This window comes from Cyclobacterium sp. 10D3-21 (assembly GCF_055809755.1).
Genome location: NZ_CM147924.1, coordinates 755,065 through 773,668, shown reverse-complemented (window position 1 = coordinate 773,668; position 18,604 = coordinate 755,065). Strand labels below are relative to the sequence as shown.

At 38.6% G+C, this 18,604-nt stretch carries 13 protein-coding genes; 7 read left to right on the top strand and 6 right to left on the bottom strand.

Features of this window, described 5'->3' with window-relative positions:
- The 3 genes from AC0L7T_RS03320 to AC0L7T_RS03310 form a co-directional block, all read right to left on the bottom strand.
- On the bottom strand, nucleotides 1-1,074 hold the full coding sequence (locus AC0L7T_RS03320) for an efflux RND transporter periplasmic adaptor subunit (protein ID WP_473341048.1): 1,074 nt from the start codon (nucleotides 1,072-1,074) through the stop codon (nucleotides 1-3).
- 566 nt (nucleotides 1,075-1,640) lie between these two features.
- Nucleotides 1,641-3,053, bottom strand: a complete 1,413-nt coding sequence (ltrA, locus tag AC0L7T_RS03315) for a group II intron reverse transcriptase/maturase (RefSeq protein WP_473341047.1) — start codon at nucleotides 3,051-3,053, stop codon at nucleotides 1,641-1,643.
- 469 nt (nucleotides 3,054-3,522) lie between these two features.
- Nucleotides 3,523-6,921 carry a TonB-dependent receptor gene (locus tag AC0L7T_RS03310; protein WP_473341046.1) on the bottom strand — a complete coding sequence of 1,133 codons (3,399 nt, stop codon included), beginning with the start codon at nucleotides 6,919-6,921 and terminating at the stop codon, nucleotides 3,523-3,525.
- A gap of 592 nt (nucleotides 6,922-7,513) precedes the next feature.
- Here AC0L7T_RS03310 and AC0L7T_RS03305 point away from each other — a divergent pair.
- Nucleotides 7,514-8,203, top strand: a complete 690-nt coding sequence (locus tag AC0L7T_RS03305) for a lysoplasmalogenase (RefSeq protein ID WP_473341045.1) — start codon at nucleotides 7,514-7,516, stop codon at nucleotides 8,201-8,203.
- 19 nt (nucleotides 8,204-8,222) lie between these two features.
- On the opposite strand, the gene aspS is transcribed toward AC0L7T_RS03305, so the two are convergent.
- On the bottom strand, nucleotides 8,223-9,986 hold the full coding sequence (gene aspS / locus AC0L7T_RS03300) for an aspartate--tRNA ligase (RefSeq protein WP_473341044.1): 1,764 nt from the start codon (nucleotides 9,984-9,986) through the stop codon (nucleotides 8,223-8,225).
- Between the two features lie 238 nt (nucleotides 9,987-10,224).
- On the opposite strand from aspS, the gene AC0L7T_RS03295 reads away from it, so the two are divergent.
- The 4 genes from AC0L7T_RS03295 to AC0L7T_RS03280 all read left to right on the top strand — a co-directional run bounded on the left by AC0L7T_RS03295 (nucleotide 10,225) and on the right by AC0L7T_RS03280 (nucleotide 14,633).
- Nucleotides 10,225-11,493 carry a peptidoglycan DD-metalloendopeptidase family protein gene (locus tag AC0L7T_RS03295; protein WP_473341043.1) on the top strand — a complete coding sequence of 423 codons (1,269 nt, stop codon included), beginning with the start codon at nucleotides 10,225-10,227 and terminating at the stop codon, nucleotides 11,491-11,493.
- 152 nt (nucleotides 11,494-11,645) lie between these two features.
- Nucleotides 11,646-12,716: a glycosyltransferase family protein gene (locus AC0L7T_RS03290; protein WP_473341042.1), complete on the top strand. Its 1,071-nt coding sequence runs from the start codon at nucleotides 11,646-11,648 to the stop codon at nucleotides 12,714-12,716.
- Nucleotides 12,717-12,767: 51 nt separating this feature from the next.
- A complete protein-coding gene (gene rfbF / locus AC0L7T_RS03285) occupies nucleotides 12,768-13,550 on the top strand; it encodes a glucose-1-phosphate cytidylyltransferase (RefSeq protein ID WP_473341041.1) in 783 nt (260 codons plus the stop codon).
- A gap of 24 nt (nucleotides 13,551-13,574) precedes the next feature.
- The gene (locus tag AC0L7T_RS03280) at nucleotides 13,575-14,633 is read left to right on the top strand and encodes an NAD-dependent epimerase/dehydratase family protein (protein WP_473341040.1); all 1,059 of its coding nucleotides are present in this window, start codon (nucleotides 13,575-13,577) and stop codon (nucleotides 14,631-14,633) included.
- Nucleotides 14,634-14,705: 72 nt separating this feature from the next.
- Here the strand turns inward: AC0L7T_RS03280 and AC0L7T_RS03275 are convergent, their stop codons facing one another.
- A complete protein-coding gene (locus AC0L7T_RS03275) occupies nucleotides 14,706-16,001 on the bottom strand; it encodes an NAD(P)H-dependent oxidoreductase (RefSeq protein WP_473341039.1) in 1,296 nt (431 codons plus the stop codon).
- A gap of 9 nt (nucleotides 16,002-16,010) precedes the next feature.
- Nucleotides 16,011-16,541, bottom strand: a complete 531-nt coding sequence (rfbC, locus tag AC0L7T_RS03270; RefSeq protein WP_473341038.1) for a dTDP-4-dehydrorhamnose 3,5-epimerase — start codon at nucleotides 16,539-16,541, stop codon at nucleotides 16,011-16,013.
- Between the two features lie 219 nt (nucleotides 16,542-16,760).
- Here rfbC and AC0L7T_RS03265 point away from each other — a divergent pair, with 219 nt between their 5' ends.
- Both AC0L7T_RS03265 and AC0L7T_RS03260 read left to right on the top strand, forming a co-directional pair.
- Entirely contained in the window at nucleotides 16,761-18,146 is a 1,386-nt protein-coding gene (locus AC0L7T_RS03265; RefSeq protein ID WP_473341037.1) for a polysaccharide biosynthesis protein, read from the top strand.
- A gap of 27 nt (nucleotides 18,147-18,173) precedes the next feature.
- Nucleotides 18,174-18,599, top strand: a complete 426-nt coding sequence (locus AC0L7T_RS03260) for a M67 family metallopeptidase (protein ID WP_473341036.1) — start codon at nucleotides 18,174-18,176, stop codon at nucleotides 18,597-18,599.
- The last annotated feature ends 5 nt before the right edge of the window (nucleotides 18,600-18,604 follow it).

Below are 18,604 nucleotides of genomic sequence, written 5' to 3'. Positions count from 1 at the left end.
TCAGTTCGTTAAATTAACATCTACGGACATTCCATCCCTTGCTTGTAATACACCTGTGGTCAATACCAGTTCACCGGATTTGACCCCGTCCAATAACTGCACCCTTGTGTCGGTACGTTGTCCGATCACCACTTTTCTGGATTCTACTATACCGTTATTCGTAACAAAAACTTTATACCCTTCTAATTCCGGAACTACGGATTCAGAAGGAACAAGAATAGCATCTGTCACCTCATTCAATACCAAACGTACCCTGACAAACATTCCAGGTAGAAATTTCTTGTCTTTATTTGCACTTTTTGCTCGAATCTTAAGGGTACGGGTAGCAGCATCTATATTTGGCTCAATGGCATAAACTTTTCCTTCTGCTTCATCATTAGAGACATTGGAACGAAAGTAAATAATTGAGCCAGGCTTTATTTCATTGGAATAGCGCTCTGGGATAGAAAATTCAATTTTTATAGGATTGACATTGACAATAGTGGCAATCAGGTCTGTCGTTCCTATTACACTACCCTCTGATATCTGTCTAAAGCCCAATTCCCCATCAAAAGGGGCCTTGATAACCATCTTATTTAACTGGGCTTCAATCAAGCGCAAATCAGCAAGATTTGTATTGTACTGATTCAATACAATATCATACTCCTCCTGACTAATCGCCTCTTTTGTTAGTAATTGCTTTTGCCTGCTCTCCTGACTTTCATACAGTTTTTTGGTATAAACAAGCCTATCGAATTGAGCCTTTAACTCATCATCATTTAAATACAATAAAGGCGTACCTTTTTTTACAAATTCTCCTTCCTCAAAAGTGATTTTCTCTACAAGCCCTGCAACCTCTGGCCTCAGATTCACTATTTCATTGGGAATAAGTGAGCCGGTAATGTTCAAGCTGGTTTCCAAACGCTCTTCCTTCAATTCAATGGCCTCTACAGGAAGGTTTGTATTGACAGCTGGAGCAGCACTAGCGGTTGTGGTTTCACTTTTAGTGAGCGTATCCATCCTGGGATAAAAAAACATAAATCCTATTACCAATAGGATAATTACTATCAAAATGATTTTAGTTTGGTTTTTCATTCTGGAACTAGAGTATTGTTTTACCTATAAGTATGCTATAAAATGTAAATTCAATTGATGGCTGAACTGAATAATGAATTAAATCTTGTCAATAAAACATGGTAAAATATTATTGACCGCCCTAGCTGCTATTAATTGCAAATCTCAACAATTGTAAAGTTAAAGTAATCTAAATTTCAATACCAAAGAAACAATAAAATTTAAGAGGTAAAACTAAGCCATTAATGGCAGGTAACAGGAATTTTCATAGATTGGATAATTTTATTACAGGTTTCAAAAGATGGAATAACATTATCTTGAGCCCAATAATATATTTCAACCCAAAACACGCAATAGCCAATCTATCATTATAAAATCGCTTTAATTCCAGCATAGCTGCCCTATATTATTACCTCCATGCAGACTAATTTTCTTGTGTTTACAGCAATTCCAACTTACTTTAGTGAGGACAGGCTATCACCAATTCTAATGCTTAATCTTGGTTAAGATCGAGTAGGAAGCTAGGGATTATTTCCCTAGCTGTCCTCTCACACCACCGTGCGTACCGTTCGGTACACGGCGGTTCTTCAGTTTACAATCCGCGCCTTTAGGTAACAGTCAGCTAGAAAGACATATCCTGCAATTTGCAGACGTTTCTTTGTAATCGTGGTTGATAAGATAAAGCTCTTGGACGTATGCCAATGTCCTTTTCTTGTGTTCGCCCATTCATACGCCTTTGATTTCTTAACTCCGAGTTTGATGAGATTGGTTATTTTGGTTCTTATTCGTTTCCATTGTTTCCAAATCACCATCCGCAGGCGCCTGCGATACCATTCATCTATACCAAGTAGAATACTTTTCATATCTGCCATCTTAAAATAATTAATCCAACCCTTTATATATTGGGATAAGGATTTTTTCCGTCTTTCATTTCCCCATCCATTACTCCTTGATGTTAGCTCTTTTAATTTGGCTTTCAGCTTGGCGATACTTTTGGGGTGAACTCTTAATCTACATTCCCCTCTATATTTATAAAAGGAATATCCAAGAAATTTAACCCCTCGGATTGATGTAACCTGGCTCTTTTCACGATTGACTCTCAAGTATAGCTTGTTTTCTATGAAGTTTGTAATGCTCTCCATTACTCGTTTACTACCTCGCTTACTCTTACATAAAATCAAAAAGTCATCTGCATAACGTACAAAGTTATGTCCTCTATGCGCTAACTCTTTGTCCAGTTCATTGAGCATAATATTGCCCAATAATGGACTCAATGGCCCGCCCTGTGGAACTCCCTCTATGCTCGGCTCAAAGGCTTGACCTATTCGGATACCTCCAGTTAGATAACGATGTATCAATGATACAACTCGATTATCTTTTACTGTTCGTGAGAGTATTTCTATCAGCTTGCTATGGTTAACTGTGTCAAAGAACTTTTCCAAGTCCATATCTACAGCGTAATTATAACCTTCTGTTATGTACCCCTTACACTTTTTCAGTGCTTGATGTGCATTGCGTTTTGGCCTGAACCCATAACTATGAGCCGAAAATTGGGGTTCGTAAAGTTTACTTAATTCTTGGGATATGGCTTGCTGGATTACTCTATCCACTACCGTGGGAATACCCAGTTTTCGCTTATTCCAATTGTCTTTTGGTATCTCTACTCTGCGTACCGCATTGGGGCGGTATTTACCATTCAGTATATTCTCTATCAGACTATCTTTATGTTGAACCAGATAATCGCTAAGCGATTCGACTTCCATCTTGTCAACTCCTGCCGAACCATTATTTCGCTGTACCTTCCGGTAGGCTAAATTTAGGTTTGTTGGAGATAGTATCATTTCTAATAAATCATATCCTGTTTCAGTTGGATTGTTGATGAGGTTGTTTTCGGTTATCCACATGAAAGTCTGCCCTCCAACATATCCTTCGGATTCCGTCCTATTCTTTTGTTTAGAGGTCTTTGATTTACCAAAGATTTTCTGCCCTCTTCCTTTCATTAGGTAACTCTCATTTACTACACATCTAATAAAGTTCAGCCCTTCCTAAATATAGTCGATACTTAGTACTATGGCTTCTGCTGACCTCTGATAGCTACTGTTGTCCGTGTTTCATACTTCGTTTCAACACGTCTATCAGATCTCCCGTGGTAAGATAATTCACTTTCACTCCATGTCCCCGCCATATATACATCCCGCTGTCTGTGTGATCTTTGGACTTCGACTTGTTTGGTAGTCTCATCCCAACGGTTATGCCTGATATGATTCGTGTTCCTCAGGGCAGAGTTTTGCTTCCAACTTCCTTCAGATTCCACCTCACAATGGACACCCTTGTCTTCAGCTAATGGTTGGTGATCACAAACCCCCATAGTGATCTTTCATCACCTAGTTAATTACCATGCACGGCACACCAAAAAAAAAGGCCGCCCTAATCGGCGGCCTTTCTTAAAAAATAAAATTTACAAAATCCTTAAAATAAATACCTCAAACCTACCTGCATGCTCCAGGTCGTTCCAAAACCACTGGCATTACGGAAAGGCGTCATTGGAAGGCTTCCTGAAATGGTATTGAGGTTAACGTCAGGCGTTGGACTAACAGATCCAGCTCGTGAAAGCAGGTTCTCAGCACCATTTAAATTGTCCTGAACCCCCCAGTCGCTATTCAATAGGTTTCCTAAATTAACAATATCCACACTCAGTTGAACGGTATTTTTCACCTTACCAAATGTTTGAGAAACATCCTGCAATACCCTGATGTCAAAACGATTTAGCCAAGGATTAAGGAAAGCATTTCTAGGTAAATAATCCCCTCTATATTTGCTCAATCCATTCTCCTCCACATAAGCATCAAAAGCAGCTCTTTGCTCTTCAGCGGTATAGACTACTTCGTCGTCCTCCATAATATCAACAAAATTCATGGTAGAAGAACTTTCAGGAAGATAAATCAGGTCTCCTGTAATGCCGTCTCCATTCAAGTCATTGCTATACACATAAGAGTACCTTCCCTGATGGGCACCATTGTAGTACATACCGATAGTAGTCGCCAATGAATTGCCATATTCAATTCTGTAACTCACGCTTCCTACTACCCTATGAGGGATGGCGAAATTTGAGATGTGTAACATTTGGTCATTCGGACTATTGATGGTTGGACTTGCGCCCCATGCAGAACTTGCATTAGACCCATCGTTTGCAGTCACATCCTTTGCGGAAGAGTAAGTATAGTACAAAGATGCACTTAAGCCTCTGTGATAAGGAACTGACAGGCCTACGGTTCCACTAAAGCTTCTTCCTTTAACATTGGTATTGGAAAGCACGGTGGCGCTATTACCGCCCATCACACTGTTATAAGCTGTGCTTTGGCCAGGAAGGAATATTTCACGGGTATCACCATAATCTCCCGGAGCATTGCTTGCGCCATAATTCATGGTATTGTTAGACCTGATACGATTGGCTCCATATTGGAACACCGCATTGATGTCCTTGGTATACAAGAAATCTGATGTCAACACCAATGGTGTATTTGGGATTTGATAATCCAGTCCAAAACTAGATCTCCAAACCATTGGCATTTTAAAATCTGGGTCAACCAAAGCAAAAGAACCTGGAGCTCCTTCTGTAGGGGAAGAAATAAATACATCTTCAGCACCTTCAGGAACATTTTCCACATAATAATAACGTTCTGGTTGGAAAGATATATTATCAATCCACCCTTCCACTTGTTCATAACTACCTGGCTCCACGTTGTTTTGAATAACTCCAGCATTGGTAGGCATATTGGTCAACCAAACAAAAGGAATTCTTCCTGAGAATACACCAGTACCTCCTCTTAAAGTAAGCGAACGGTCACCAAATACATCATAATTAAAACCAAAACGTGGTGAAACCATCAATTTTGACGTTGGCCACTTTCCTGAATCGTAATTGGTAGGCATTCCAAACTGATTTGTCAAAGTAATCTCATTGATGGAGGGATTGGCCGTTAACTCATTAAGGTATATCGGAAGTTCTGCACGAAGACCGAAAGTAATGCTAAGGTCATTGTTTACTGCATATTTGTCCTGAGCATAAAGCGAGGCCAAACCAAAATTAACCGTTGAATAGGTATCTTTTCCTGCATATGGATAAGTCAACCCAAACATGGTAGGGGCAACTTCATTTGCTGTACCTGTGGAGAGGAAATCAGCAACGGATGCATACCGATAATAAGAGGTTCCCATTCTGGTATAACTATTTCCAAAATTCTGAAGTTCAAATGCAGCACCCATTGTAATGTTATGCTTGCCTTCTACATAGTTCAGGTTATTGATGATGGAATAGTTATTATTGAGAACATCGTTATTATAGGTAAATAACTCGGTACCAAAGGATATATAATTCATAGAACCTTTGTTCTGCACCATATTTCCTTCATCGTCCGCTATCAATCCACCACCGTCCCAGATGTCAACAAATGGGAAAAGTTGATCAGATGGAGATGTTCTTTTGTCCTGAATTTTTGAATAGGTTGCCAATAACTGATTTGACCAGCTAGAACTAATATAACTGTTCAACTCTGCGGTGATGGACCTTACTGAATTTTCAAACCCATAATTTCCATTCTCAAAAGTAATGGCATTCTGGCTAACCCTTGCGCCGTTTGGCCATGGAGCTCTTGGCCGAGGACCTGATGTGGCATTGGCAAGTTGATTGGAGGTACCAATCACCTGGTTGTAACGTACTGCGAGCTTATTCTTATCGTTGATGTTCCAATCTATTCTTGCCAATAACTTGGTGCTTGATTGTTCTGCTTCATTGGCATACCCTTCATATCTTCCTGGGTCGTATCCCCATTGATTGATCAGGTGATTTTGAACCGCCTCTAGATCTGAACGTGTAGGTCGGGCGATATTGTTTTCAGGATCTGCAATACCATCTTCTGAAGGTCTCCAAAGGTTAACACCAGAGGCATTTGCCCCCGATTGGATCTCACGTTCAGCGTTTACAAAGAAAAACAATTTGTTTTTAATGATAGGTCCACCCAATCTAAATCCAAAATTATTGGTTGCCGCATCCACGGATTCCAATTCATTGTCTCCAATCTTCCTGCCTTGAAGGGATTGATTTTTTAGGAAATAATAGGCAGAACCTTCGAAGGTATTGGTACCACTTCTGGTTACAGCATTAATTCCCGCTCCTGTAAACCCACTTTGGAGTACATCATAGGGAGCAATATTCACCGTAATTTCTTCGATGGCATCTAGAGAAATCGGTTGAGAATTTCCTCCTGGAAGGGGATCTCCACTTAGTCCAAACCCATTGTTGAAATTGGCTCCATCAATTTGGAGGTTATTGTACCTGGCATCTCTTCCTGCGAAAGAATTACCACTTGCCTGCGGGGTCAATCTGGTAAATTCAAGTACACTCCTATTGATTTGTGGAAGGTTTTTCAATTGCTCATTCGAAATATTAGTAGCAGTACCTGTCCTGTTGGAGGTAAAGTCTGAACTTCTGTCCCCCTCCACTACAAATTCTGTCAGCTCAGTGTCACCATCTGACAACGCTGCATTGAGACTATAGACTTCACCCAACCTCAATATTATTCCTGTGAAAACCTGAGATTCAAAACCCAGATAATTAATTTCAATGGAATACGGTCCCCCAACTCTTAAATTGGGTAAATTAAATCTACCGTCTAAATTGGTAACAGCACCATACACAGAACCTGAAGGTTCATGCGTGGCTTTTACGGTTGCACCTATCAGTGCTTCCCCCTCATTGTCCAAAACAGATCCTTGAACGGAACTGGTAGTGACTTGCCCATAACTGCTTCCAACGGCTAGAAACATTAAGAGCAAAACAAGCATTTTCTTTTGTAACAGTTGCCTCATTTTCAAATATTTAATAGGTAAAAATAAATAATAGAATCACAAATTGGGTTGGCTATAACGGGTACAAATGTAAACTTTTAATGGTGCTAAAATTTTAGCAAAACATTAAGTTTTCAATTCAAACAGCAAAATTAATTAACAAATCCCTAACATTAGAATTTAGAAGGAAATTTTTTTATTCTATTAACACTCTGGGTAGAAAAAAATTAAAAATTGTTTTTTCAAAAATGGCTTTATGATTGTTCCAAGAAAGTCACTTCTCCATTTCTGGTATTGAAAGAACAATAAGTGGTTAGCTTAATTGCCTTTTGATACAAAAGCTACTCCCACATAAAACTGTGTCGGTTTTAAATGATTTTTTTCATATAAACTCATTATCTTGAACTTTCAACCAGAAATAGGTTTGCTGTTTTACCCAAAACTGATATTATTTCAAACACATTTAATTCGTTGGGAATATAGACCACTTCATAGAAACCCTATGGATTAAATTTCTAAACCACTTAATTTACGTTTAATTTCAATACTAACTACGTAAGTCCCTGATTGGTTCGAATTTAAGCTGAAATTAAAAATACTGAAACTTTACGAAATGCGCAAAAAAGAAATCCTTTGGTTGTATATATTCCTGTTTGCAGCACTAGCAGATATAGCGATGATTGTTAATACGGAAATCCAATACAGGTATTTCACCAAACCTCTGATAATGATCTCTTTATTGTTCTATTTTTTACAGAGCACAAAATTAATCAAAGGCAGTTTATTGAGAACAACTGTGTCAGTAGCCCTATTTTCATCTTTTTTGGGAGATGTTCTCCTTCTGAAGGAGAGTTTATTTCTATTCGGATTAGGTGCCTTCTTTATGACCCATGTATGCTATATCGTGGCTTTCAAACTGACCCAAAATCACACTTTTAATCCCTTTAAAGTGAATTTTATAAAAATGTTTGTTTATAATCTTCCACTATACATTGTTGCTGCGCTTATTTATTTTCTGATTCACTCTCAATTAAACGAGTTAAAAATACCAGTAATTATATATACAATGGCCATTGTCATGATGGTGACAATGGCCAGAGAAAGATATGGAAGAACCAATACATCCAGCTTTTGGCAGCTTTTCATTGGTGCTATTCTGTTCTTTATATCAGATAGTCTGTTGGCATTGGATCGATTTTTTTATCCCATTGTGGACGGCGACCTATTAATTATGAGCACCTATATTCTGGGACAATTACTTATCATCATGGGGATAAGAAGTCATCTTGTACATGTCAAGTAAATCGTCAGCGAACAAACAATTATTCTTTTCCTTTTTCTTCTTTGATATCTAAGGACAATTCAACCAATTGCTCTGCAGATATGCTACTTGGAGAGTTGATCATCACATCTCTTCCTGCATTATTTTTAGGGAAGGCGATATAGTCTCTGATAGAATCTGTTCCACCAAAAATGGCACATAACCTGTCAAAACCAAAAGCAATCCCACCATGTGGGGGTGCTCCGTATTCGAATGCTTCCATTAGAAAGCCGAATTGAGATTGTGCATCTTCATCGCTAAACCCAAGGTGTTTGAACATCAACTGTTGGGTCTCTTTGTCATGAATCCTAATGGAACCACCACCAATTTCAACACCGTTGATAACCAAATCATAGGCATTGGCGCGAACTTTTCCAGGATCCTGGTCCAGCAATTCCATGTCTTCTTTTTTAGGAGAAGTGAAAGGATGGTGCATGGCATGATACCTGGAGGTTTCCTCATCCCACTCAAGTAATGGAAAATCCAGTACCCATAAAGGCCTGTAAACTGATTTATCTCTCAGCCCCAATTCATCTCCCATTTTCAGCCTTAATTCAGACATTTGTTTTCTGGTCCCTTTTTCATCTCCAGAAAGCAATAGTATTAAGTCACCTGCAGTAGCACCGGCTTTTTCAGCCCAGGCTTTCAGGTCCTCCTGGCTATAAAATTTATCAACAGTGGATTTGAATGAACCATCCGTATTGCATTTTACATAAACCAATCCTTTGGCACCTATCTGAGGCCTTCTCACCCAATTGGTAAGTGCATCCAGCTGTTTTCTTGTGTATTCAGCAGCTCCTTTGGCATTGATGCCAAGTATCAGTTCAGCATCATCAAAAATACTGAAACCTTTTCCTTGAACTAAGTCGTTGAGTTCGACAAAAGGCATTCCGAATCGAATGTCCGGTTTGTCATTGCCATATAAACGCATCGCCTCATCATAGGTCATGCGTTCGATATTCCCCAAGTCCATCCCTTTTACTTCTTTAAAAAGGTGGCGCGTAAGTCCTTCAAATACTTCCAAAATATCCTCTTGGTCTACAAAGGACATTTCACAATCTATTTGCGTAAACTCAGGTTGCCTGTCGGCTCTAAGGTCTTCATCCCGAAAGCACTTCACAATTTGAAAATAGCGATCAAAACCACTGACCATCAAAAGTTGTTTAAAGGTCTGTGGAGATTGTGGTAAAGCATAAAACTCTCCTGCATGCACCCGGCTAGGAACCACAAAGTCTCTTGCACCTTCCGGTGTAGATTTGATCAACACAGGTGTTTCTACCTCAATAAATTCATTTCGATCCATGTATTTCCTGGTTTCCTGCATCATGCGATGCCTGAGTTGGAGTTTCTCTCTTACTACACTCCTTCTCAAGTCCAGGTACCGGTATTTCATTCTCAATTCCTCCCCTCCATCAGTTTCATCTTCGATGATAAAAGGAGGCACCTTGGCCTTGTTCAATATATTTAACCCACTCACGCGGATCTCAATCTCGCCAGTCGGGATTTTTTTGTTTTTAGAAGTTCGTTCAATCACGGCACCTTCTGCCTGAATGACAAATTCACGTCCTAAGGATGTTGCTGTTTTTAATAGTTCGGGAGCTACTTCTCCTTCTTCAAAAATCAGTTGGGTAATTCCATATCGGTCCCTTAAGTCTACCCATACCAATCCTCCCTTATTCCTTACCCTCTGCACCCATCCGGAAAGTTTCACTTTTTTATCCAAATCCTCCAGACGGAGTTCTCCACAAGTATGTGTTCTAAGCATTGAATTAGATTTTTTATTTGCAAATAATCGCCAAAGATAATGATTCAGTCCTGAGATTGCTATTTTTAAGCCTAAGATAAAGCAATACATTCAAGGTTATTGACGTTTATCCTAAGAAATACAATGTAATTGTTGCAGGAAAAAAACGTATATTCGCATGGTCTGCTAAATTTCTATTGTAAGAAATCAAGACACCCAACTTAAATTAGCCAACAAAATATTATTTATCCTAGATTTTATGAAAAAATATTGGACTTACGGAGGATTACTATTCATTATCTGCATCACTTTCTGGATTTTCCGCGGAAATGACTCTCTCGTCCAGGAAAATGATTCTCTGGAAATAGAAGCCACAAAAATAGCCCCTGTAGAAGAAAACTTACTATATGGTATAAATGTAGATGATTTGGACATTGTGGAAGGAGTTGTAGAACGCAACCAAACCTTGTCTACCTTGCTTGCTCCCTTCAATGTACCCTACCGAATTATTGATGAAATTGCAAAAAAGTCCAAATCCATTTTCGATGTCAAAAAAATAGCTTTCAATAAAAAATATACCGTCCTGACACCAAAAGATTCAACACAGGCGCAATTTTTTATTTACGAACCAAACAGAACTGAATTTGTTGTCTTTAATCTTGGTCAACCGGCTATTTACAAAGAAAACAAGCCAATGGAAATCAATAATAGGGAAATAGGAGGCACTATTTCTTCCTCCTTATATGTCAACATGACTGAGCTAGGCTTAACTCCAGATCTTATTGATCAATTTGCTGACTTATATGGCTGGGTAGTAGATTTTCAAAGATTGCAAAAAGACGATAAATTCAAAGTCATTTTTAAAGAGCAAGTTGTAGAAGATCAAATTGTTGGCATTGAAGACATAGAAGCAGCTTACTTTGAGCATATGGGCCAGGTATATCATGCCATCCCTTTCGAACAAAATGGAATAATTTCTTATTTTGATGAAAAGGGCAACAGCCTCAAAAAAGCTTTTCTAAGGGATCCTTTGAAATTCTCAAGGATAAGTTCACGATACAGTCTAAGCAGGTTTCACCCCGTTCAAAAAAGGTACAAAGCCCATTTAGGAACTGACTATGCCGCCCCTAGAGGGACCGAAATTCGTGCAGTAGGTGATGGCACCGTTCTGGAAGCTACATACAGAGGGGGAAATGGGAATTTTGTTAAAATCAGACACAATGGTACCTATACCACCCAATACCTTCACATGTCCAAAATAGGAAGCGGTATTAAAAAAGGCACGCGAGTAAAACAAGGTCAGGTAATAGGCTATGTCGGTAGTACTGGTTTGGCGACTGGCCCGCATCTTTGCTTCAGGTTTTGGAAACATGGCAAACAAGTGGACTGGCTTAGGGAAGAAATCCCCCCTGCAGAGCCAATAGAAGAAACCAACAAACTTGCTTTTGAACAAGTAAAAAGGGACATTGTTAACAAACTATCAAAAATTCAATATACTGAAGTTGTCCCATTGCTAACAAGCAATTAAACCATAATAGCAAATCAAAAAAATAAAAACTATTTTCATAATAGGACCACTGATTTGTAATAAATATTTCATTGTTTGATATACTAAATTTTCAAAATTTATTTTTGGTATTGTAAATGAAACCCCGGGTATTCTTAATTAACAATTATTCAATGGAGCGGGCTTATTCCCTATGGGCAAAGGGGCAAAGTGGCAGCCACCATGTTTGGGGTAAGGTAGAACTGGATCGACGCGGAAAAGTTGACATGAAGGTGTTTCCTCACGAGAAATATCCGCTTCTAAATAAAGTGGGGAGAATTTTCGGTATAGGTCATCTGGACCAGCAAATCAGAATTTTATTTAATCTTCGCAATTTTGACATTTTATATTCACCCTATTCAAAATCAAATACAAAATTATTGCTTTTTTTAAAGGCTTTAGGTTTATTTAAAAAGCCTATCGTCGTCACTATTCATCAGCCTTTCTGGAAAGGGGGAAATGAGAATAAATTTATTCGGTCCTATTCCAGGTTTTACATTTTAAATTATACAGCGGCCATATTTTTGAGTGAAACTCTCCTGGATAAAACCATCAAGCTGTTAAAAATACCAGAGAAAGACTACAAAAATAAATTCAGTCTGGCGCAATGGGGTCCTGACACGACTTATTATGAACGCTATTGTGTAAAGCGTAAATCATTTGAAGAATGTGACTTCTTTATGAGTGCGGGACATACCGATAGAGATTTTGAAACACTTATAGAAGCTTTTCGTGGACTTGACTATAAATTGAAAATATTTTGCACGCCAAAATCAATTCCCAAAACTATAGATATTCCTCCCAATGTTGAATTAAACTGGGAGGTAACCTTGTCCTTCGATCTTATCCCTTATTACCAACAATCAATTGCTATATTGATTCCACTGAAATATCCAATGTATAAAGAAGGCTGCCAGGGAATGACCAGTCTCCAGGATGTAGTTTCCTTTGGAAAGCCATTGATAATGACAAGGAATCCTTGTTTAAATTTAGATGTGGAAAAGGAAGGAATAGGCTATTATGTAGACATGTACGATATCGAGGGATGGAGGGACAAATTAAAAATACTGAAAGAGGATAAAGATGTTTGGCTTAAAATGAGCAATAATTCCCAATTAACTTTTAAGGAAACATTTAATTCAGACATTTTCGCAGCCCAATTAGAAAAGGTGCTGCTATCCGTATATAAGGGCAAGAAAGATTAACAGTCTGTGCATTGTCTAATAAATATTAGGTTTAATTTTTTATTTCAATATATGAAGGCAGTAATTTTAGCAGGAGGTTTCGGGACTCGCATAAGTGAAGAAAGCTCCATCCGCCCAAAACCAATGGTAAAAATTGGACAAAAACCCATTCTTTGGCACATCATGAAGATCTATTCCTATTACGGGATAAATGAATTCATAATATGTTGCGGGTACAAGGGGGAGATCATAAAGGAGTATTTTTCGAATTATCACCTTCTAAACTCCGATTTCACTATTGACTTAAGCACCAATCAAATTAAGGTGCATAATGCCAAGTCAGAGCCATGGAAAATAACCCTTGTGGATACAGGTCTTGACACAATGACAGGAGGAAGGTTAAAGAAAGTAAAAGAATATATCGGAAATGAGACCTTTTGCATGACCTATGGAGATGGCGTTTCTGATGTAAATATTCAAGATGCCATCGCCTACCATAAGAAAGAAGGTGCAATGGCCACTTTAACAGCTGTAAAACAACCAGGAAGATTTGGTGCATTCATTCTTTCGTCCAAAGATGCCAGAATTGAAAATTTTAGAGAAAAACCTCAAGGAGATGGCAATGAAGGTGCCATGATCAATGGCGGATTTTTTGTGCTAGAGCCTGAAGTTCTGGATTTGATAGAAAATGATCAAACCGTTTGGGAAAGAGAACCACTTGAGGAACTGGCAACTAAAAGGGAACTGGCAGCCTATGTACACCATGGATTTTGGCAGGCCATGGATTCCCTTCGGGACAAAAATTATCTCGAAGAATTATGGAACACTCAAAATGCCCCATGGAAAGTTTGGTAAAATAGACCTTAAAAAATTTCAAACATGAAAATTCTCATCACCGGAAATATGGGCTATATAGGCCCCATTTTAGTCAATCATCTAAAAAAAGTTTATCCAGACAGCACCATTATAGGATTCGACATTGGTTTTTTTGCCCAGTGTATTACCAGCAATGGTGCCTTTCCTGAAGTGAATGTTGACCAACAGTTTTTTGGTGATGTTCGAAATTTCCCGGAAAAGTTATTAGAAGGGGTAGATGCCATCATAAATCTCGCCGCTATATCCAATGACCCCATGGGTAAAAAGTTTGAAGAAATTACCTTGGACATCAATTACCGGTCTTGCATCAATTTAGCGAAAATGGCAAAAAAAGCAGGCGTTAGCCATTTTGTTTTTGCCTCAAGTTGCAGCATGTATGGGGCGGCTGACGATTTTCCTAAAACCGAAGAAGCTACACTGAACCCTCTGACTGCTTACGCTAGATCCAAGGTACTTTCAGAAAATGATCTTCAAGGACTGGCAAGTGATGATTTTATCGTAACCTGTTTACGCTTTTCTACTGCCTGTGGCTTTAGCCCAAGACTAAGATTAGACCTGGTTTTAAACGACTTTGTAGCTGGGGCAATAACGGCTGGAGAAATTTCTATCCTGAGTGATGGCACTCCATGGAGGGCCATGGTCCATGTCAGGGATATGTCCCGGGCAATAGAATGGGCTTCCATTCGGGAATTTTCTAATGGGGGATCATTCACGGCTGTGAACATTGGTACAAATATATGGAACCATCAAGTGAAGACCATGGCACTCGCGGTACAACAATTGATTCCAGACATAAATGTAACAATCAACAAGGATGCTCCCTCAGACAAACGTTCTTACAAAGTAAATTTTGAAAAGTTTGAGAAAATGGCTCCTGATCACCAACCACAATATAATCTGGAAAAAACCATCAAGGACCTGGAATTGGGATTAAAAACCATTGGTTTCACCAATACGAATTTTAGAAATTCTAACCTTATACGGTTAAAGGTTTTAAATGATTTTCAGGAGCAAGGGCTTCTTAATGAAACCCTAAACTGGACAAAAAAGTCCTTACAATAAAAACCTTTAAAAATGGCTAAGAATGGTAATACTCTTAGCCATTTATATATAGTTAAATCTCCAACCCGATTTCTACAGGTTAAAGAAATACTCGTTTTGTTCCTTCCTTAAGCGATCACTTAACCTGCCTTCTGGCACCACTACATCATTATAGGTCAACACCTGGTCTTTAGGTATATCCTTGGTGAGAACACAATCCACTGCCAATCCCAAAGGTAACAAGTGCTGCTCCATAGAAGTAGTCATATTTTCGCACAACCCATAGGTCATGTAGTGCCCTATTCCATCAAGGGTTTCGCCTTTTTTCAGGTCTCTTTTAGCAGTAGTCACCACATCTACCATTGGTTTTTCAGGGGCTATGGCTGCGTCTTGAAACAACACTGCCCTGGCCACAGTAATGGGCACCTCAAAGTGGCACAAATGGTATGGGTTATAAAAACAATACAAAGGTCCTTCGCCTACCTTGTATAAATTGAGGTAATGCTTTTGAATCGGATTATCCATTGTGCCAAGAACAAAAACGCCTGGTCCTGGACTTGCTCCAACGATATAATCTACTACTCCATCCCCTTCTAAAAGGTCTTCCAGCGGATATTCCTCAAGACAATCTTTAATGTGTTTCCCCATCTCAACGGTAGGTCCATGCATTCCTCTTTTGGCCACATGCATTCCAGTAGCATTGGCAATAATCGCCTGCTCAAATGAAATCTTACTGCCATCGGCAAATGAGGTAACCATAGCTGGATTTTGCTTCCATTTTTTAGCAAAACCTTCCTGGGTAGTGGGGTTTCTGTAAGGATCATGAAGTCCTTTTATATTGCCACAAAGCACAGGTTTTAAACCAATTTGTTTGACAAAACGATAAAGATTGAGCGTTACCCCAGGCTGATCTCCATCAGCATTGGTAAAGACGACCCCTTTTTTGTCAGCATGTACCTTTAATATTGGACCAATAGTCCCATCTGTTTCAGCATTCATCATTATGATATGCTTCCCATTTTCTATACTTTCTAGGGCAATTCGGGCACCCAAATCCACTGCACCTGTCACCTCTATCACCGCATCAATTCCTTCAGCTTGGCAAATCAGGAAGGGATCTGTAGTCACAGCCTTACCTCCTTCTTTGATTACCTTATTCAAATCCTGAAGACTGCTCACTTCCGTAGGGTGTTCATGACCAGCTTTTTGGTAAACATCTATTGCTTTTGACAGGGTTCTGTTGGCGATAACCACCAACTCCATGCCTTGGGTATACAATTCCATTTGAATGGCTATTCCTTGAGCCATAAACCCCGCTCCAACCATTCCTACCCTTACAGGCTTACCTTCTTCTTGCCTTTTTTGGAGCGCTGTGTCTATTATTATCATGATATTGATTTAAGAATTGAAATAAGGATGCGTATTGTCTTTTTCTGAAATAACGGCGATATCAATCGGCCATTGAATATTAATTTTTGGGTCATCCCACTTGATCCCTTTCTCAGCACCGGGCGCATAAAATTCAGAAACCATGTATTGAATAGCGGTATTGTCCGCTAATGTAATAAATCCATGCGCAAAATCTCTTGGCACATAGAGCATCCTGTTATTGGATTCAGAAAGTTCTACACCTGTCCATTTTAAATAGGTGGGGGAATCCTTTCTTAAGTCTACAATAATATCATAGATAGCGCCTGCCGTGCATTTGACTAGTTTTGTTTCTTCATAAGGTGATACCTGATAGTGCATCCCTCTAAGTGTACCTTTCTTAGGATTGAAAGACATATTGGCTTGTGCAATATTCGGTTCGAGTCCTATCTTTTCAAATTCATGTTTACAAAATGTCCTTGCAAAATAGCCCCTATCATCTTCTATTTTATTTATATCAACAATATAGGCACCTTCTAATTCAGTCTCTGTAAAAATCATTCGGCTAATAATTAACGTTATAAGAATTAATAAAGGAAAAATTTGAATTTATTTACGAATTTAATATTTTTTTAAATCCAGATCGTCAATATTAGTTACAAAATACATTTTTGTCCATAAAAATAACTTTATTTATGCCATATTGTGAAAAATTAATCCCTTAATCACGGTTAAGAAATCCCCCATTTCTACAACTATATTGATTATTACGTATTGTACATGGAAGCTAATCTATTTGATAAAATATGGGCTCTTTCATTTAAAGAAAAGAATGCTTCTACAACAGAGCAACTTGTTCTATTAACGGATAAACTCATTAAATTGTATGATGCCCAGGGAAGATTGGATGAAAATCCTTTAGATCCCTCCCGAAAAAGAAAGCTATCACTTCCTTTAGCTGCCATTTCAGCGTTACTTAAAGGAAAGGTTTGTTTGGTAACAGGAGGACTTGGTTGTGTAGGCTCAAAATTGGTACAGCATCTATTGAACCATTCACCCGAGAAAATAATCGTGGTTGACAAATTAGGCAAAGACGAAAGTCCTTATGACCTGCCCAAATCAAGTAGAATAATAATCGTCCAGGCAGATATTCTCGATGCGCAAAAGTTAGAAGAAATATTCAAGAAATATTCGCTGGAATTTGTGTTCCACACAGCTGCTCAACGTGATCCAGGATATGCAGAAAAAAACATCGCAGAAACTGTTAAAACAAATATTTTGGGGACATTAAATCTGCTCACTGTCTGCGAGCAATCTCCTTCAGTTAGCCAGTGTGTTTTTTCATCAACAGGAAAAGCTAGCAGGTATTACACCACGGAAATATATGCCGCTACGAAAAAGGTCTGTGAAATGCTCCTCGATTCGTTCTCCAAAGAAGGTTCTAAAAAATACAGCATGGTCAGGTTTACGCATATTGTAGACAATAGCCTTATGAATGCGCAATTGAAAGAAGCTGCACAAACTGCTGATAGAATAGGGATACACTCACCAGGTAAATTTGTGACGGCTCAGAATGTGGATGAAGCCGCTTGCTTAATGCAAAACGCCTTGATCTATTCGGAGAAAGGAAAGGCAAAGTTTCTATTGGTAAAAAACCTGGAGTGGCCAGTGGAAAGTTTGGAATTGGCGCTTTATTATATTAAAACTTTCAAAAGAAATATCCCGATAGTGTTTTCAGGAAATCCAAAAGGCTACGGAGAGAAATTCTTTAGGGGACAATTGGACTGGAAATACCCATTGGAGCTAAACCTATTGATCAACGTGTATGAAAATAGAAATAGAACAGTCAATCCGGAAGATGACATAATTATTTCTTCGATCGTTCCTTATTCTATTCCATTGCTTAAAAAGCTAATCACGGAAATCAAACACACATTAGGGGAAGAAACCACAAGGGTCGTTCTGGTAAACGGGTTAAAAGCCCTCTTCGAAGACTCACTTAAAAATGTACCAGCCTCTCAGACTTTGGAAATTCTAAAATGGGGACTAGATCCTCGAAATCTAATTACGGAAGGCCTAAAGCCAGCTGATTTCGGAGAAATGATACCAATTATGATCGCTTCCTTAGCAGGAACACCCTACGAAAATAACTATCAACTACAATAAGGCATACTATTTGAATATATAGTTCTGATGTTATATTTGGAAGAAAAAACCTTAAGAGAAATCTTAAATTTAGTAGAAAAAGTCCCTGAAGAGACTTGTGGATTTTTGTTGGGTTCGGTAACAGTAAGTAAGAATATTAAAAACATTGCAACCTTTATAGCTGTTAAAAACGTTAGCAAAAAAAATAAAACGCAAAGGTATGAAATCAGTCCCAAAGATTATCTTATGGCAGATGAGGCCGCATCAGAAAATAAGATGACCCTTATAGGTATCTACCATACCCATTTAAATTGGCCTGCGATTCCCTCTGAAACGGATCGGCTAGCGGCATTCCCCAATCTATCCTATATAATTATTTCACTAAAAGAACAGGTCTTCTCAGACATTAAATCGTGGCTACTAACCGAAGACTTCAAGTTCAAAGAAGAAAAAATAGTACTTAACAAAATTTAAGATAA

Coding starts and splice junctions, on each gene's coding strand:
- AC0L7T_RS03320 (WP_473341048.1), bottom strand. CDS start 1,074: ATGAAAAACCAAACTAAAATCATTTTGATAGTAATTATCCTATTGGTA.
- ltrA (WP_473341047.1), bottom strand. CDS start 3,053: ATGAAAGGAAGAGGGCAGAAAATCTTTGGTAAATCAAAGACCTCTAAA.
- AC0L7T_RS03310 (WP_473341046.1), bottom strand. CDS start 6,921: ATGAGGCAACTGTTACAAAAGAAAATGCTTGTTTTGCTCTTAATGTTT.
- AC0L7T_RS03305 (WP_473341045.1), top strand. CDS start 7,514: ATGCGCAAAAAAGAAATCCTTTGGTTGTATATATTCCTGTTTGCAGCA.
- aspS (WP_473341044.1), bottom strand. CDS start 9,986: ATGCTTAGAACACATACTTGTGGAGAACTCCGTCTGGAGGATTTGGAT.
- AC0L7T_RS03295 (WP_473341043.1), top strand. CDS start 10,225: ATGAAAAAATATTGGACTTACGGAGGATTACTATTCATTATCTGCATC.
- AC0L7T_RS03290 (WP_473341042.1), top strand. CDS start 11,646: ATGGAGCGGGCTTATTCCCTATGGGCAAAGGGGCAAAGTGGCAGCCAC.
- rfbF (WP_473341041.1), top strand. CDS start 12,768: ATGAAGGCAGTAATTTTAGCAGGAGGTTTCGGGACTCGCATAAGTGAA.
- AC0L7T_RS03280 (WP_473341040.1), top strand. CDS start 13,575: ATGAAAATTCTCATCACCGGAAATATGGGCTATATAGGCCCCATTTTA.
- AC0L7T_RS03275 (WP_473341039.1), bottom strand. CDS start 16,001: ATGATAATAATAGACACAGCGCTCCAAAAAAGGCAAGAAGAAGGTAAG.
- rfbC (WP_473341038.1), bottom strand. CDS start 16,541: ATGATTTTTACAGAGACTGAATTAGAAGGTGCCTATATTGTTGATATA.
- AC0L7T_RS03265 (WP_473341037.1), top strand. CDS start 16,761: ATGGAAGCTAATCTATTTGATAAAATATGGGCTCTTTCATTTAAAGAA.
- AC0L7T_RS03260 (WP_473341036.1), top strand. CDS start 18,174: ATGTTATATTTGGAAGAAAAAACCTTAAGAGAAATCTTAAATTTAGTA.